General features: G+C 55.4%; 14 protein-coding genes and 1 riboswitch. Of the genes, 9 read left to right on the top strand and 5 right to left on the bottom strand.

Annotated elements, in window-relative coordinates:
* The first annotated feature begins 263 nt into the window (after positions 1-263).
* Positions 264-1,271, top strand: a complete 1,008-nt coding sequence (locus tag ACFQI7_RS20455; protein WP_218100316.1) for a helix-turn-helix transcriptional regulator — start codon at positions 264-266, stop codon at positions 1,269-1,271.
* Here the strand turns inward: ACFQI7_RS20455 and ACFQI7_RS20460 are convergent.
* Both ACFQI7_RS20460 and ACFQI7_RS20465 read right to left on the bottom strand, forming a co-directional pair.
* Positions 1,268-1,891 carry a pyridoxamine 5'-phosphate oxidase family protein gene (locus ACFQI7_RS20460; RefSeq protein WP_218100317.1) on the bottom strand — a complete coding sequence of 208 codons (624 nt, stop codon included), beginning with the start codon at positions 1,889-1,891 and terminating at the stop codon, positions 1,268-1,270. The two genes, ACFQI7_RS20455 and ACFQI7_RS20460, sit on opposite strands and share 4 nt — an antisense overlap.
* Positions 1,892-1,894: 3 nt before the next feature.
* Positions 1,895-2,347, bottom strand: coding sequence for a GNAT family N-acetyltransferase (locus ACFQI7_RS20465; RefSeq protein ID WP_377517554.1), 453 nt, complete (start codon positions 2,345-2,347; stop codon positions 1,895-1,897).
* Positions 2,348-2,528: 181 nt separating this feature from the next.
* Here ACFQI7_RS20465 and pdxR point away from each other — a divergent pair, with 181 nt between their 5' ends.
* The gene (gene pdxR / locus ACFQI7_RS20470; RefSeq protein ID WP_218100319.1) at positions 2,529-4,004 is read left to right on the top strand and encodes a MocR-like pyridoxine biosynthesis transcription factor PdxR; all 1,476 of its coding nucleotides are present in this window, start codon (positions 2,529-2,531) and stop codon (positions 4,002-4,004) included.
* 141 nt (positions 4,005-4,145) lie between these two features.
* On the opposite strand, the gene ACFQI7_RS20475 is transcribed toward pdxR, so the two are convergent.
* The 3 genes from ACFQI7_RS20475 to ACFQI7_RS20485 form a co-directional block, all read right to left on the bottom strand.
* Positions 4,146-5,402, bottom strand: a complete 1,257-nt coding sequence (locus ACFQI7_RS20475; protein WP_218100320.1) for an MFS transporter — start codon at positions 5,400-5,402, stop codon at positions 4,146-4,148.
* Positions 5,403-5,439: 37 nt separating this feature from the next.
* Entirely contained in the window at positions 5,440-6,231 is a 792-nt protein-coding gene (gene asd / locus ACFQI7_RS20480) for an archaetidylserine decarboxylase (protein ID WP_218100321.1), read from the bottom strand.
* Between the two features lie 243 nt (positions 6,232-6,474).
* Positions 6,475-6,741, bottom strand: a complete 267-nt coding sequence (locus ACFQI7_RS20485; RefSeq protein WP_230415185.1) for a hypothetical protein — start codon at positions 6,739-6,741, stop codon at positions 6,475-6,477.
* Between the two features lie 209 nt (positions 6,742-6,950).
* A riboswitch (TPP riboswitch) is annotated at positions 6,951-7,055 on the top strand.
* Between the two features lie 250 nt (positions 7,056-7,305).
* On the opposite strand from ACFQI7_RS20485, the gene ACFQI7_RS20490 reads away from it, so the two are divergent.
* The 7 genes from ACFQI7_RS20490 (at position 7,306) to ACFQI7_RS20520 (ending at position 15,957) form a co-directional block, all read left to right on the top strand.
* Positions 7,306-7,896, top strand: coding sequence for an ECF transporter S component (locus ACFQI7_RS20490; RefSeq protein ID WP_218100322.1), 591 nt, complete (start codon positions 7,306-7,308; stop codon positions 7,894-7,896).
* An 11-nt stretch (positions 7,897-7,907) separates the two neighbouring features.
* Complete coding sequence (locus tag ACFQI7_RS20495) at positions 7,908-9,434, top strand: ABC transporter ATP-binding protein (RefSeq protein ID WP_218100323.1); 1,527 nt, start codon at positions 7,908-7,910, stop codon at positions 9,432-9,434.
* A 6-nt stretch (positions 9,435-9,440) separates the two neighbouring features.
* The gene (locus ACFQI7_RS20500; protein WP_218100324.1) at positions 9,441-10,247 is read left to right on the top strand and encodes an energy-coupling factor transporter transmembrane component T family protein; all 807 of its coding nucleotides are present in this window, start codon (positions 9,441-9,443) and stop codon (positions 10,245-10,247) included.
* A 24-nt stretch (positions 10,248-10,271) separates the two neighbouring features.
* Positions 10,272-10,934: a thiaminase II gene (gene tenA, locus ACFQI7_RS20505; protein ID WP_218100325.1), complete on the top strand. Its 663-nt coding sequence runs from the start codon at positions 10,272-10,274 to the stop codon at positions 10,932-10,934.
* A 266-nt stretch (positions 10,935-11,200) separates the two neighbouring features.
* Entirely contained in the window at positions 11,201-12,355 is a 1,155-nt protein-coding gene (locus tag ACFQI7_RS20510; protein ID WP_218100326.1) for an aminoglycoside phosphotransferase family protein, read from the top strand.
* Between the two features lie 63 nt (positions 12,356-12,418).
* Positions 12,419-14,170, top strand: a complete 1,752-nt coding sequence (locus tag ACFQI7_RS20515) for an ABC transporter ATP-binding protein (protein WP_218100327.1) — start codon at positions 12,419-12,421, stop codon at positions 14,168-14,170.
* A complete protein-coding gene (locus ACFQI7_RS20520; RefSeq protein ID WP_218100328.1) occupies positions 14,167-15,957 on the top strand; it encodes an ABC transporter ATP-binding protein in 1,791 nt (596 codons plus the stop codon). The genes ACFQI7_RS20515 and ACFQI7_RS20520 overlap by 4 nt, the downstream gene beginning before the upstream one ends.
* The last annotated feature ends 648 nt before the right edge of the window (positions 15,958-16,605 follow it).

Raw genomic sequence — 16,605 nt, forward strand, 5'->3', positions numbered from 1 at the left:
TCGTCCCGGCCATAACTATTCGACATCTTTCCGGCGCCTTCCTGCCGCTTGGAGCCGCTCCGACACTAACGGCAGGACAACGACAGAGGCAAGGCCGGAATCGGCAGGCTTTATCGGTATCCCGGCAAGATGAGGTACACGAGGTATTCGCTTTTCGTTCAAATGCGAAGCGATGGGATGATTGAATATTATATCCGTTCCCCCTACAATAAAACAATGGAGTGTACCGTCTGACCCTTAAGTTGGCGGAGAAAGGAGCGCTTATGTCCAAAGCCGATAATATGCTTTCCATTTTATGGCTGCTCAAAACGAGAAAGCGGATGACCGCTCAACAGCTGTCGGAAGAGCTGGAAATCCATATCCGCACCGTGTACCGGTATATTGACGCTTTATGCGCGAGCGGCGTCCCAATCGTGGCCGATTCCGGGCATAACGGCGGCTACAGCCTGCTGGACCATTTTACCGAGGTGCCGCTATTTTTCGATTTGGACGAGCAGAAGGCGCTCATTCAAGCGGCGATCTTCGCGCAGGAGTCCGGCTTTCCTCATGGAGATGCGATGAACCGTGCGGTCTCCAAGCTGAAAAGGTACACGAATCCGGAACAGCAACAGACGCTTGAACGCCATACGGCCGGGTTCGAGGTGATCCGCCCGCCTGCCGACGCAGCGCTTGAAGCCGTACTGCAGCAGCTGGAACTGTCCGTTGCCGGAGGGCGGACGCTCGGTATGGACTACGTCAAGCGGTCCGGAGCGGTTACTGAGAACCGGCGCATCGATCCGTACGGGATCGTGTATTGGAAAGGAAGCTGGTACGTCGTCGCATTTTGTCATCTGCGCAAGGAGCTTCGCAGCTTTCGCGCCGATCGCATCCAAGCGTTGTTCGCCACGGATGAGGGATTCGAGCGGCCTTCATCTTTTTCCGCAAGTGAGTATTTCTTAAAGCATTTAATTCCCGAGCCGGAGGGGCAGGAAGACCTAGTTTCCGTATGGCTTGAAGGAAGCCCACGGTCGATCGGCGACGTATGCCGGCACTGGCTGCTGGGACACACCGTGGTCGAACGGTCGGAGCACAGAGTGAATCTTCGTCTGGATGCAAAATCCACCCTGGCCTTCGTCCCGTACTTTTTGCTGTCTTACGGGAAGTCGCTTCGCGTGCTGGAACCGTCCTCGCTCATCGAACAGACGGCCGAGCTCGCGGCGGACCTGTACGATTATTACCGCACAATGAGGCAAGAGCCGGCAGCGGACCGCGAGGACGACAGGAAGGATTAGGCTTCCTCGCGATGGTGCGGACAAAACGCTTTCATCAGCGCGATCGTCTCCGCATCCAAATCCCGTCCGCGACCGGCCAGCCCTTCCGAAATTTTAGTGAACTTTTCCTCGTTCAAATTTTGTCCGAGCTTGAATTTCCCGGTCATTTGCTCAATTCGGATGCGAACGACGGAAGTCGCCCGCAATTGCGGCTCGTAATCCGGATCGGACGGGTCGATCGGCGCATAACCGCCTTCAGGCTGCAGCTTGCGCATGAATGCGGCGAGCGCGTCCGCTTTTTGCTGAAGTTCCGTGACGATTTCAGCATAGCCTTTGATAAGCACCGATTTGAAATAAGCGGTAGCGGGACAAGCCAGCTTCGGATCAAGAAAATGCGACGGAATGATGGCATATTCTTTGGATACGGAGAAAGTCGCTTTCGGCTCCGTCTTCAAATTGCGCATCTTTTGCCCGACCTTGCTGCCGTGGAAGTAAACGGCACCATCAGAGTATACGAAGTTCAGAGGCGTTAGCTCCGGCCATCCGTCTTCCCCTTGCGTGCCAAGAACGCCGTAGCTCGCTTCATCGAGCAGTGCCCCGATTTCCCCGAGGTCCATCACTTCAAACTCATTTCTTCTCATCTATCATTCCTCCAACGACAGAAAATAATGGTAAAAATCCACATCTCTTTTATACCCGGCCGCTTCATATAACCGCTGCGCCTTCTTGTTGTCCGCTGCCGTAGCCAATTCGAGCCCTTTGGCTCCCGTCTCGGCCGCATGCTTGCGGGCCGCTTCCAGCAGTGCCCGACCGGCGCCTTGCCCCCGAAACTCGGCTTCGACATACAGGTCGTTCAACACCCACAGCTTTTTCATGGAAACGGAGGACAACATCGGGTACAGCTGGGTAAAGCCGTGGGGCCGGCCCCGCTCGTCCGCGAAGGCAAAATAGATGACCGATTGGTTCGATTGCAAATTGTTCCGTAAAAAAGCATCGGCTCCGCCAAGGTCGGAGTTTTGTCCGTAAAATTGGCGATACCGGTCAAAAAGGGGAGCGAGGTTCGGAATGTCCTGCAAAAGAGCGCGTTCAATGTGAATGTGTTGCTGGGAAGTCATGTGGGTTTGCCTCCTTGATGTGGTATCGGCTGCTTGGAAAACGATGTGGGAATTAGATGCAAGTTTACACGGTTCATTGACAATGAAAAAGAACCAATTTAAAGTATTTTTATTAGACCAATAATGTTGGACAAGATCCATGGGCAAGGGAGAAGGGGAACGCATGCATTTTCAAATCCCGTATTACTCCTATAGGGAACGATACGATACGAAGCTGCTGGCGCTTTATCATGCGCTCAAAGATACGATTACCGGGGGCGTGCTGGCCTATGACTCACGGATTCCTTCCACCCGGGAGCTTGCGCAGCTGTACGGGCTGTCGCGCGGTACGGCCAATCAAGTTTACGAGATGCTGACATCGGAAGGATATGTGCGCAGCGAAACGGGGCGGGGGACATTCGTATCGTACCGGCTAAGCCCGGGAGCGGCCGGAACCGGGCCGGGCATGGAGGCGGCGCGGACGCCGTCCTTCCGCTTATCTCCATGGGGGGAGCGCGTGCAGCAGATCTCGTCTCGCGAGGAGGATGCTGCCTTACAGCCGGACCCTCCGGCTGTCATCGATTTTAGCCGCTTCGCCCCGGACCCGGGCGCGTTTCCGCGGGAAGCGTGGACCCGCTGCCTGTACGCGCAAGTGCGCGAGCTGAGCAGTCCCGCGGGGCCCTTGAGGGCGCATCCGGCGCAGGGGTGCCTGGCGCTGCGCGAGGCGATCGCCCGCTACTTGCGGCGCGCCCGCGGCATGGCGGTGCAGCCCGAGCACGTCGCCGTCACCGGCGGCTCGATGCAGGCGCTGGCGCTGCTCGCGCAGCTGCTCATCGGCGAAGGCGAGGCGGCCGTCGTCGAAACCCCGGCGTACACGGGCACCCGCCGGGCGATAGTCGCCGCGGGCGGGCGCTGCACCGACGCGATCGTCGATGCGCAGGGCATCGTTCCGGCGGATTGGGACGCGAAGGCGGCGTTCGTCACGCCGACGCGGCAGTTTCCGACCGGCGCGGTGCTTAGCCTTGAGCGGCGGCAGGCGCTGCTGCGGTGGGCGTACGAGCGCGAAGCCGTCATCGTCGAAGACGATTACGACAGCGAGTTCCGCCACCGGGGCAAAAGCCTGGAGCCGCTCAAGGCGCTCGACCGCGAGGAGCGGGTCGTCTATGTCGGCAGCTTCACGAAGACGCTGCTGCCGGGGCTGCGCCTCGGCTATGCCGTGCTGCCGCCGGCGCTGGCCGAGCCGTTCGCGCGGGCGCTGGCGCACTATGAGCCGCAGCCGGTCCATCTGCTCGAGCAGATGGGGCTTGCCGCATTCATGGCCTCCGGCGAGTACGAGCGGCATTTACGGCGGATGAAAAGGATCTACAGCCGTAAATTTCATAGCTTGACGCAGCTGCTCCAATCGGAGCTCAGCGGCCTCTTCGATTGGGTGGAAAGCGATGCGGGACTTCATGTGTTCGGTTGGTGGCGGGGGACGGCGGAATCGTATGCGGCGTACAGAAGGCGCTGTTTCGCCGCTGGCGTCAAGTGGGCGGAAGTGCCCGTGGCGGCAAGCGATGGGCAATGGAGGCAGGGGTTGTACTTGAATTTTCCGCATATACCGGAGGAAGCGCTGCGCGAAGGCGTTTTTCGCATGAAGCAGGCCGAATCCGGCTGCTGAAGCCGGGTGCTGCGGTTGGCGGCAGTGTGTGACACGGCAACTTCGGGCTAGGCATACAAAAAGCTCCGATTTCCCGGGAACAGGAAGATTCGGAGCTTTTGAGCGCGATGCGAAGAGACGGTTATGATGTCATCCGCTGCATTAGGCTTCCTGCGACCATGACTTCACGATTCGATCGTTTGGCAGCAAAAAAGTCAGCAAGCCGAGCAGCGGCAGGACGCTGACGAGCTGCATGACGACCGGCAGGTGAATCCAGTCCGCCAAGCCTCCAAGAGCGACGGCACCGAGCGCCCCCATGCCGAAGGCCAATCCGGTAATGAGCCCGGAGACGGTGCCGATCTTGCCGGGGATGAGTTCTTGGGCATAAACCACCGTGACGGAGAAGCTAGACATCAGGATGAACCCATTGATAAGCAAAATGATGTATGCACCGGCGCTGCCCACATAAGGAAGCAGCAGAGCGAGTGGCGCTGTTCCGAGCATCGAGAATAAAATCAGATTGCGGCGCCCGAACTTGTCCGACAGCGGTCCGCCGAAAAATGTGCCGGCCGCTCCGGAAGCGGCGAACAAAAAGATGTATAACTGCGCTTGCTCAAGCCGGATGCCGAATTTTTCCATGATATAGAACGGGTAATAAATCGTAATCCCGGCGGAATACCAGGAGCGGGCAAACACGAGAAATACCAAAGTAACGACGGCGAACGCGATCTGTTTTTTGCGGGCAGGGCTCATGACGCGTACGCCGCTCTTCTTCTTGACGGGCGGGTTCGCCGCGATGTAGCCGCCGTACCATTTGGCGATATACAGCTGTACGATGATGGCGAGTCCGGCGACGAGCGTAAACCAGATGGCGCCGAGCTGCCCGAGCGGCACAAAGACAAGCGCCGTCATGACCGAAGCCAGCGATTGGCCGGTATTGCCTCCCACCTGGAAGATCGATTGCGCCAACCCGCGCCGGGCTCCGCCGGCCATGAACGCCACGCGCGACGCTTCCGGGTGAAAAACGGCGGAGCCGATACCCACGAGAAGCACGGACAGCAGCACGAACCAGTAATTCGGAGCAATCGCCAGCCCCAGGACGCCGAGACAAGTGGATACCATGCCGAGCGGCAGCATGTAGGGGGAAGGTTTGCGGTCCGAATACATGCCGACGACGGGCTGCATGACCGAAGCGGTCATGTTTAGGGCAAAGACGATGATCCCGGATTGCGTGTAGTTCAAGCTCATTGAATTTTTTAAGATCGGCAAAATGGCCGGAATGACGGACTGAATCGTGTCGTTAAACAGATGGACGATGCTGATTGCGATTAATATGCGAAACACAGTCGGCTTGACGTCCGTTCGGGGAGCGGTCTTGTACAGCGGGCCGCTCCGGGCCGAATCGGTTGGGGCTTGCATCTCGGTAAAGCTCCTCTCTAGGATGTGGTGCAGCGGCTTATGCTTTAAGCTTGAACGTTCCGAGCGGTTCGCCCATGCGAACCTTGCTGCCGACCGACAGGTCCGATCTGCTGTTGAACGTGCCCGTTTCGGTCAACAGGACGACCGTGGAGCCGAATTCGAAGTAGGCGAGATCTCCGCCCCGCTCAAGCGCATCCGGCAGCGGAGATACATATTGAATGCTGCTGACGTTGAGCGCGCCGACTTTGACGACGGCCACTTCGCCTCGTTCATGCTGCACGTATGTAATGAGCCTTTCATTGCGGCTCAATACCCGGCGCATATGTTTCAGGCCGAAATCGTTGACGGGGTACACTTTCCCGGCCACGTGCTCTTTCTCTACAATGACGCCCGTGACAGGGGAATGAATCCGATGGTAATCCGTCGGACTCAAGTACAGGACATAATAAAAGCCGTTCTTATAATTAATCATTCGCGGGCTGTGATTGAGCAGTTCTTCAATCGTATAATCTTGGCCTTTCACATTCACGATCAGACCGTCCTTGATCAGCCCCATCCCGGTCACCAGCGCGTCTACGGGCGAGATGAGCGTATCCGGAGTCGGATCGACCGGGCGCAGGCCGTCCTTCAACCGCCGTGTAAAGAAATCGTTGAGCGACGCGTATTCATGAACAGCCTTTTCCGCATCCTCCACGCGAATGCCGTAAGTTTTAGCAAATCGGGGGATCAGCATGCGGCTGGTTTTTGATTTGGCGAACGCTCCCGTCAATCTGGATACCGTTTTGCGGGAGGAGAGCTCGGTCAGCAGCCGGAACAGCGATATTTTCATAAAATTAACCTTCACCTGTTTCCTTTGTTGTAAGTATGCGAACCTACCGACTATCTTGACACAGAACAGGGGACAAAGCAACAGAAAAACGCAGGCACCGTGATAGCAAAAGTGGACGGTCTCTGATGAACGATGCGAGGTCCGCACGGGTATGTCGGCTTCGGAACCCGCTGTCTGATGGATTCATTCGGAAAGGCGGTTCAATGGAACTGATGCAAATGAAAAAAGCTCCCGAAGGAGCTTTTACGGATACATTTTGCACTTGGCCTGTCTGTATTCTCCGCAGGATAAGCAGGTGGCCAGGTTCACCAGCACCGGTCTGCTCGAACCTGAAAGCTTGGTGCAATGAACGGGAGTATTGTACTGCGGGTCCGGCGAAATCATCGTACAATAAGTACATTGGGATACCATTTCCGTTGTAACGGCTACCGCTTCGGCAGCCGCTACAGCAGGCGCAACCGTCGCTGCTGCTTCCGATGGCTGGAACTCGCCGCTAATCGCTTCATTCATACAAATCGCCCCTTTGTCTTACCTCTATAAAGATAGCGCTTCCATTCTTGGGGTTACTCGTGCTCGTGTTGAACTGTCCAATATTATGCCGTTCCGAACGTGCTTGCAGTTCATATTTTAGCACGAACAGTGAAATTTTTCCATAAAAAGTTGTCTTGCTGTTGGTTCGGAGAAACCATTGACAATTTATTGATTCGTGTTAAGATGAGTTATGTCACTAGGGGAGCCGCGAGGCTGAGATTGGATCGATAGATCCTAGACCCTCTGAACCTGATCTGGATGATGCCAGCGTAGGGAAGTGGAGAGCGTTAGCACGCTAGTATGATTTGTGCTTACTAAGAGCCGCTTCCGATATGTTCGGGAACGGCTTTTTTTGTGCGCTGCGAGAGGTTGGATCATCCTGAAGTATTTCGGATGAACCGGCCTTACGCAGCCGGAAAAACTTCGCCGGCCATGCGAAACGCAAGTACTTGGTTTTGTGAACTTCAGGTCAGTGAAGTTTTTCCGGCGTATCCGCGTTAGAGGTGCCCGGTACAAACATTTAGATGAAGGAGTGGATTGTCCATGTTCAAAGGGTTGAAGCTGACCGATGTGCTTGTCACGATTGTCATTGCGGTTGTGTTCGGTGTCATTTACCGGGTATGGGGTGATTTGTACAACATCGCCAAAATCCCGGGCATACAGCTTGAGCAGCTGGTGTACGGGATGTGGTTCATGGCGGCGACGGTAGCATTCCTGATCATTCGCAAGCCGGGCGTCGCTCTGCTTGCAGAGATTGCGGCTGCGCTTACCGAGATGCTGATTGCTTCGCAATTCGGTATAGAGGCGCTGACGTACGGCGTCCTGCAAGGGTTGTTCGCCGAGCTTGTTTTTGCGATGTACGGTTACAAGCGGTTTAGCGCCGCCGTGGCCGGGTTGGCCGGGATTGCCTCCGCCGTAGGCGCTTTTATATTCGATTTTTCCAAAGGCTACCTTGCCGACTTGCAATCATGGAACCTTGTGCTTGCCATCGTATTCCGCATCGTAGGCACATTCATCATTACGGGCCCGATTGCTTACGTATTGGTGAAGGCGCTTGAGAAAACCGGAGTGACGCAGCTCGTACGACCGGCGAGCGCTGACGATTACCGTGCGCTGGACAAGAAAAACATATAATGAAGGAACGAATGGAACAACAAGGTTCGGAGCCAGCCGTATCGGTCGCGGGACTTCGCATGAAGTTCCCCGGCAGCCCGAAGCTGCTGTTTGAAGATTTGTCGCTGGAGGTGCCTCGCGGGCAAAAGGTGCTGCTGCTCGGTCCGAGCGGGTGCGGCAAGTCTACGCTGCTGCAGGTGCTCAGCGGGCTCATCCCGCAATCGATCGAAGTGCCGCTGCGACACGACGGCATCCGTATCCCCGAATCGTGGGGTTATTTATTTCAAGATCCGGATGCGCAGTTCTGCATGCCTTACGTCGATGAGGAGATTGCGTTCGTCCTTGAAAATATGCGGCTTCCAAGGCAGCAGATGCCGGATCGCATCCGGCACTTGCTAGGACAGGTCGGCTTGCAGCTTGCTGAAACGCACGTGCCGATCGGATCGCTTTCACAAGGGATGAAGCAGCGGCTGGCGATCGCCACGCTGCTCGCGCTGCAGCCGGAAGTGTGGTTTCTGGATGAGCCTACGTCCCTGCTCGATCCGGAAGGGACGACGGAAGTATGGGATACGGTGAAGCAGGTCACCCGGGATCAAACGGTGCTGATCGTCGAGCATAAAATCGACGAAATCGCCCATTACGTCGACCGAGTCGTGCTGTTTGGACCTGACGCCCGGATCATAGCGGATGGGGCACCGGAGCAAGTTTTCACGCAAAATAAAGGGGAGCTTCAGCAGTACGGGATTTGGTACCCGGGCGTGTGGGACGACTACGCCGCTCGATCGGCCGCACTCGCCGATCGGAACGCGGAACAAGCGGGTGTCGCGTCATCAGCCTCAGCGATTCCTGCCGCCGAACCGCTCCTGCAACTGCGCGATTTCACCGGGTTTCACGGGAAGATCGCCAAGATCGAGGCTAGCGCCGAGCTGTATGCCGGTGACTGGGTTGCTGTGGTAGGCGACAATGGCGCAGGCAAAAGCACGCTGCTCCAATCGATGATGCAGCTGCTGCGGACTGAAGGCGAATACCGCTTCATGGGACGCCCGGTTCGGGGATTCGACGATGTGGCCGATTACGCCGCTTATGTGTTTCAAAATCCGGAGATGCAGTTTGTCGCCGCTACCGTGCAAGACGAACTTGCTTTTAATTTTCGCCGTGACGGGGAACCCGAGGCGGAGGTACGCTCCAAGACGGAAGAGCTGCTGGCATGGTTCGGGCTCACGGAGCATCGCGAGCTGCACCCGTATCAGCTTTCGCTCGGGCAAAAACGTCGGCTCAGCGTTGCTGCGGCCACGGTCAAAGCGCAGAAGCTCGTGCTGCTCGATGAGCCGACGTTCGGGCAGGATGCCGCCAATACGTTTGCGCTGCTCGAAAAGCTCGAAGCTTGGAGGCGGCAGGGGACGGCGATTGTCATGGTGACGCACGATCCCGAGATCGTGCAGCGGTTTGCGAAGCGCGTATGGGAAGTCGGCAGCGGCAAGCTGAGCCGCGTGCTGACCCCGCAGCAATACGGCGAGCGCTTCGAGCAGCACCGCATTCTGCAAGAGACGAGGAGGTGATGCCGGATGCCGATTGCAGGTTCCGTCCGCGAAACGTGGCTGCATCGCGTAAATCCCAGCTTTAAGCTGGTGCTTTGCGTCGCAATGTTTGTGCTTGTGCTGTTGACGGACAACATCAACGTGCTTGCCAACGCGACTTGGATGTACGTCGCGCTGGTGGCTGCCGCATCGGGCCAGCCGATGCGCCGGCTGCTGCTGTTATCGGCGCCGTTCGCGCTCATGTTCGTCTCTTCGGCGACGTCGATGATCTTTTTCGGCAAAGGGGATACGACCTGGTACCGCTTAGGCGTTGTTCATATTACGGAAGAAAGTTTTTACCGAGGGATCCATATCGGACTGAAAACCGTCGATATGGCGCTGATCGGCATGTTGTTCGGCTTTACGACAAGTCCGGTGGCGATGTTTTATTCGCTGATGCAGCAGCTGCGGCTGTCGCCGAAGTATGCTTACAGCTTCATGGCGGCGCTTCGGCTGATGCCGATGGTTGCCGCCGAATTCCGCACGCTGCAGATGGCTTTGAAGGTGCGCGGGGTGCGGACGCCCAGAGGCGTCAAGGGCTGGTTCGTGACGCTGAAGCGCTTCTCGATCCCGCTGCTGTCGCAAAGCATTCGCCGTGCGCAGCGCATTGCGGTGGCGATGGAAGCGAAGCGGTTCTCTTCGTCAGCCGGGCGCACGTATTATTACGTGCTGGGCTGGTCGGCGAACGATGCGCTTCTGATCGTTGCCGTCGGCTTCTTGTGGGGAGCGGCCGCTTGGATCGGCTTGCATTATCCGTACTTTAGCATCGGCGATGTCCGTTATAATATCTCATAAACGATTGATGGGGAGGCTTTAACGATGAAATTTTCCGAGCAATTGCGTCAGGCGGCTGACGCCAGCTGGAACGCGAGCTTTGAGCATCCGTTCGTGCAAGGCATTGGGGACGGCACGCTGCCGCTCGATTGTTTCCGCCATTATGTGCTGAACGACGCGTATTACTTGTCGCAGTTTGCCCGCGTGCAGGCGCTGGGTGCGGCCAAAGCGGACGACTTGTATACGGTAAACCGCATGGCCGTGCATGCGCAGGGTACATACGGCGCCGAGCTGTCGCTGCATGAAAAATTTGCGGGTCTGCTCGGCATTACCGACGAGGAGCGGGCCGCTTTCGAACCTGCACCGACTTCTTACGCGTATACGTCGCATATGCTCCGCGCGGCTTACACGGGCCATCTCGGCGATATCGTCGCTGCGATCCTCCCGTGCTACTGGCTGTACTACGAGATCGGGGAGCGGCTGAAGCACTGCACGCCGGAAGAGCCGATCTACCGCGAATGGATTGCCGCCTACGGCGGAGAATGGTTCAGGGAGCTGGTCGAGGAGCAGATCGCACGGGTTGACGAGCTGGCGGAGCAAGCATCGGAGAAAAACCGGGAGCGGATGATGCGCCACTTCGTCATCAGTAGTCGATACGAATATATGTTCTGGGATATGGCATACCGCAAGGAAGCCTGGCCGTGTTAGGATAGCTATTGCAGCAATGCAAGCGGGCGCCGCTGCCACTGGTGGGCGGCAGCCGATACGTAAATTGGATACAAATAAGACCGTAATCCGAGATGGATTGCGGTCTTATTTGGATTACTGCCCTTTTTTGCAGCAGGCGAAGCGAACTTGCGCTGCACTGGAAACAATTGTTATACCCATTCATTACGTTGATTGAGCCGGGAGCGGCGAATAATGTTAAGTCAGGAGCCGGCATGGAACGCGGACCGGTCACAGGAGGATGATAAATGAATTTGAACCATGACGATCTTCAAACGTTGGGAATGACGGAACTTACGAAGGTCGTGCAAACGATGTTCGATGACGAATCCGTTCAAGTTGAAACGTGGACATCAAAACCGTTGCAAGGCGGAACGGTCGGCCTCGTTTATGAAGTATGCGGCACATGCAGCCGCAGCCGAACGCATGAATCTGCTGCAACGGATGGCGCCGGGGAACCGGTCCGCTCGGTAAAAGAGCCATCCGCCGGCCGGGAACCCGGTCACAACTGGGCGGCCGTACTCAAAATCCAAAAACCGTTTGCCCGCTTCGGCGATCCGGAAAGCTGGCGGCGTGAAATGCGGTTGTACCAGTCGGACGTGTACGACTATTTGCCGCGAGCCGTGAAGGTTCCCCGCTGTTACCGCATCGAAGAAAAGGACGGCACCATCTGGATGTGGATGGAAAAAATGACAGGCAGAAACGGCACGCAGCTATCATTGGACGATTACGCGCTGATCGCACGCCATCTGGCCCATTTCCAAGGGGCGTTTGTAACGGGCAAGCCGCTTCCCTCGCAGCCGTGGCTCAGTACGCAGTACTGGCTTGTACATACGTCCGCGGATTGGGCGACGCGCGCCATTCCTTGGCTCGAGCCAAACGGTGAGCGGCAAAAAGATCCGCTGCTTTCAGAGGAAACGGTCCGTGATGCTCAGTGGCTGTGGGTGGAACGGGACCGGCTGCTCGACGTATTTCACACGCTTCCCCGCACGCTGTGCCATCGCGATTTTAGCGCAGGTAATGTGTTTACATCAAAAGATGCGCGGGGAATGGAACAAACGGCAGTCATCGATTGGGATTGCGCAGGTATCGGTAGGGTGGGGGAAGATATCGCCGATTTGGTCGGAGAAGCGCTTATATTTTATGACTTCGAACCGGCTCAAGCTGCGCTATTGCAGGAAACCGTCTTGTCGAGTTATATATCGGGACTGCGGGAAGCGAACTGGAAAGGCGATGAACGGTTGATCCGGCAAGGTTATGCCATCAGCTTCACGCTGCACTGGTGTTTTCGCATCGCCAGCCGCATTCGGAAATTGGAGGATCGTGAAGCGAGGCAGAGGTATGCATCGGTGCTGTCTTTTGTCGCCGGTCAAGCGGCTCCGATGCGGGACATGATGGCATAACATCGTACAGATAGAGACGCAGGCGTATCATCCAAATGAAGCAGCTTGCTCTGGAGGTAACGAATGAATGTCGATTTTAAACAATACCGCGATTTGCTGGTAACGTATTTACAGCCCCAGGGTGCCAAAGTGATTGCCTTGGGTGCGATGCTTCTGTTCGGGACGGCCATATCGCTCGTCAACCCGCAGTTGATCAAAAGCTTTATCGATGCCGCGACATCCGGCCGGTCGTCGTTCCATGCGCTGCTTGGGCTCGGGCTGTTATTTGTGACGGCGACTTTCGTATCGCAGCTTGTGTCCGTATGTACCGTATATCTCGGCCAAGTCGTCGGGTGGTCCGCTACCAACGCGCTACGCGTCGACCTGTTGCGCCATTGCTTGCGTCTGGACATGTCGTTTTTCAACAAACGTACGCCGGGTGAACTAATCGAGCGCATCGATGGCGATTGCAATAACTTGTTTTCGTTTCTCTCCGGCTTCGTATTTCAACTGCTCAGCAGCGCTATGCTGTTGATCGGCATTATCGGTTTGCTATTCGTCGAGAACTGGCGGATGGGGATCGCTTTATCGCTTTTTTCAGCCATTTCCATTGTTATACTGATTCGAACCCGAGGCATTGCCATACCGTCAGGACGAAGAGAGCAAGAGGCGCGAACCCACTTATACGGATTTTTGGAGGAACGTCTTACCGGGATGGCGGACCTAAGGACGAACGGCGGATTTCCGCATATGATGCGAACGTTTTATGAGCTGCACAGCAGCCGGTTTTTGACCGCGAGAAAAGCTTGGATGGTCGGAAGAATGTCTACATGGGGGATCACGGCCATCCTGATCGCGATTGGAAATATCATCACGTTCTCGATCAGTATTTTCCTTTATCAACGAGGGCAAATCACGATCGGGGCGATCTATTTAATGTTTCATTATACGGAAATGCTGTTCCGTCCGTTGGACCAAATCACTTCGCAGCTTCAAAAACTGCAAAGCACCAGCGTCAGCATCATTCGCTTGAACGAGCTGTACCGGATGCAAAGCGCAGTAGAGGATCAAGGATGCGCAACGATGGCGTCCGGCCCTGCGGATATCCGCTTTCGGGACGTGTCCTTCTCGTATGGGGATCAAGGCAGCGTGCTCGATCAGGTATCGTTTCATCTTGAGCCTAACCAAGTGCTCGGGCTGCTGGGCCGGACCGGAAGCGGCAAAACGACGATGACCCGCCTGCTGTTTCGCATGTACGATCCTTGCTCCGGCGAAATCCGGTTCAATGGCACGAACTTGAAAGATATTCCACTAGGACTGCTTCAGCAAAAGATCGGGATGGTGACGCAGGAGGTACAATTGTTTCAAGGGACGATACGCGATAATTTGAGCTTTTTTGATGCCTCCGTTTCCGATGAGCGCATGTTGGAAGCGATACAAACGCTTGGATTGGACGAATGGTTTCATAGATTGCCGGACGGACTTGACACTTACATCCGCTCGGGAGGAGAGGGGCTATCCGCGGGAGAGGCGCAGTTGGTCGCCTTCACACGCGTATTGCTGAAAGATCCCGACCTTGTCATTTTGGACGAGTTTTCGTCGCGGCTGGATTCCTTGACGGAGCAATGGATTCAAGGTGCGCTCAAAAGGCTGCTTTTGAACCGGACGGGAATCATCATCGCCCATCGCCTGGCTACCGTACGGCATGTCAATCACATTATGATACTGGACGGAGGCCGCATCGTGGAATACGGCTGCCGGGAAGAGCTTGAGCAAGATTCGGGTTCGCGTTACTCCCGTCTGCTCCAAACCGGATTGGAGGTGCAGACCGCATGAATACGTTCCGTTTCGTTTGGGCGCTCGTTTATTATCAAAAATGGACTTTTTTGTTCAACATCGTTGCCTTTTCGCTATTTTCCGTGCTCGCTTTGGGAACCGGATACGTCGTTTCGCAAATTTTCGAACGGTTGAACGGCAGCGCCGGTATCGGTCTTCATACGAATGCGCTGCTTGCGCTGCTGCTAGGCATTGCCTTGGGACGCATCTTAACGAACGTCATGAGTTTATACAGTTGGGCTTCCCTCCAGTTCGGCTACTTGGCGCTGCTTCGAAAAAATTTGCTTCACCGATTGTTTCATGCGGAAGTGTCCCGAGCGGACGTGTCTTCCGGCGATGCCGTTAACCGGTTTCGGGACGATGCGCAGGCGGTCATCAATTATTTGGAATACTGGATTGACGGCAGCGCGGCACTTGTCTATTCGATCGTTGCAATAACGGTGATGTTTCGGATCGATCCGCTCCTTACGCTCGTTATCCTGATTCCTCTTGTTGCCGTGCTCGTGATTACAAAAAAACTGAATACCCGTATTGAAAAATATTATATCCGTTCCCGAGAATCGACCGGCAAAGTGACGGGATTTATGGGGGAGCTGTTCGGAGCCGTTCAAGCGGTAAAAGTTTCCGCAGCGGAACAAGCGGTCGTCCAACGGTTTGCCGCATTGAATGAGCAAAGGAAAAAGGCAGCGGTCGCCAATTCGATGTTTTCGTCGATCATCGATACGATCAACAGCAATATTACGAATGTGACGATTGGCGGCATTTTGCTTTTAGCCGCCGGCTCGATGCGCGCAGGCACGTTTACGGTTGGGGATTTCGTGCTGTTTGTGGCGTATTTGACGCAAGTATCGCGCTCCATCTCCCATCTCGGATGGTATGTGGCCAATCACAAGACGGTCGAAGCGTCGATTCGCCGTATGACGGAGCTTGTTCCCGGTACGGAACCGGAGCAACTCGTGCAATACGGTCCGGTGTACATGACCGGACCTTTTCCCGAAGCGGCTCGTGAGGAGAAGACGGAAGCAGATCTTCTGCAAACGCTTGACGTTAGGGCCATGTCATATACATACCCTAACACGACACGCGGGATTAAGGACGTTCAGCTATCGCTGCGGCGCGGATCTTTCACCGTCGTCACCGGACGAATCGGATCAGGAAAAACTACGCTGCTGCAAGTACTGCTCGGACTGCTGCCAATGGATTCGGGAGAAATCACCTGGAACGGCCGGACGATTGGCCGGCGAAGCGCGTTTTTCGTTCCGCCCCGGTGCGCCTACACCGCGCAAGTTCCCCGATTGTTCAGCGAGTCGCTGCGGGAAAATATGGTTCTGGGGCTACCCGTGGACGATGTCACCCTGCATAACGCTTTGCATACGGCAGTAATGGAACGAGATATTGCCGAGATGGAGCGGGGACTGGATACGGTTGTAGGCCCTAGAGGCGTCAGGCTTTCCGGAGGACAAATCCAGCGGACCGCCATCGCCCGAATGCTCGTGAGGGACGCCGAGCTGCTCGTCTTTGACGATATATCGAGCGCACTGGACGTCGAGACGGAGCAGCTGCTATGGAACCGTCTTTATGATCGTAACGATCTCACCTGCCTTGTGGTATCGCACCGCCGAACGACGCTGCAGCGGGCTGATCACATCCTTGTTCTGAAAGACGGCAGGGTGGAAGCACAGGGGTCATTGGAGGAGCTGCTGCAGACAAGCGCGGAAATGCGCGATCTTTGGCATGCCCATACAAACAACCAGGCTTGTCCGGACGGTGAGAGAAACCAGACTTAGGACGCTACGGCAAAAAAAAGGAGCAGTTTTTGCGCTGCTCCTCCTTACAACATATTATCGAGAACGTTGCAATAACATGAACCCGCTAATGCTAGACGTATTTTTCTGAAATACCACTTTGAAACCGATATCATGGTCTAATAAGCAGGCTAAGGCATTTTTAACCAGTCCATTGGTTCTCAACGTAAACCTGCAAGGCTGGGCGCTGCCAATCACGCGAGTCGCGGTGATTCTGCGTGGGGAACCGAGAACCAAGGGGCTTCTTGTCCAACTGATCAATATGAAATCAGGCTGACGAACAGCTTTTACACGAGCTATTCCAATCACCTCGTTTCCATTGTAAGATACTGTATATAAAATGCTCTGAAGATTTAATACGTGCTAGACAAAGAGCGCAATAGTAGGATTCTCTATGAAACTTTCTTGAACGAAAATGAAATAAACCGGAAAGTTCAAATGTAAAGGTAACACATGAAGATGACTGCAATGGCAATCGGGCTTGTTCATCCAACGCTATGAAAACTAGAAAGACCGGTTTTCATTTTGATCATATTGGTCTTGGCTGCAGGGATGGCGGAATGATCAGGCCGTGGTTATAATATAAATGAATTTGAAAGCGCTAACATATTGATTGAGAATTTGAGAACA

The organism is Paenibacillus allorhizosphaerae, from assembly GCF_042659105.1.
GTDB classification, from domain to species: domain Bacteria; phylum Bacillota; class Bacilli; order Paenibacillales; family NBRC-103111; genus Paenibacillus_G; species Paenibacillus_G allorhizosphaerae.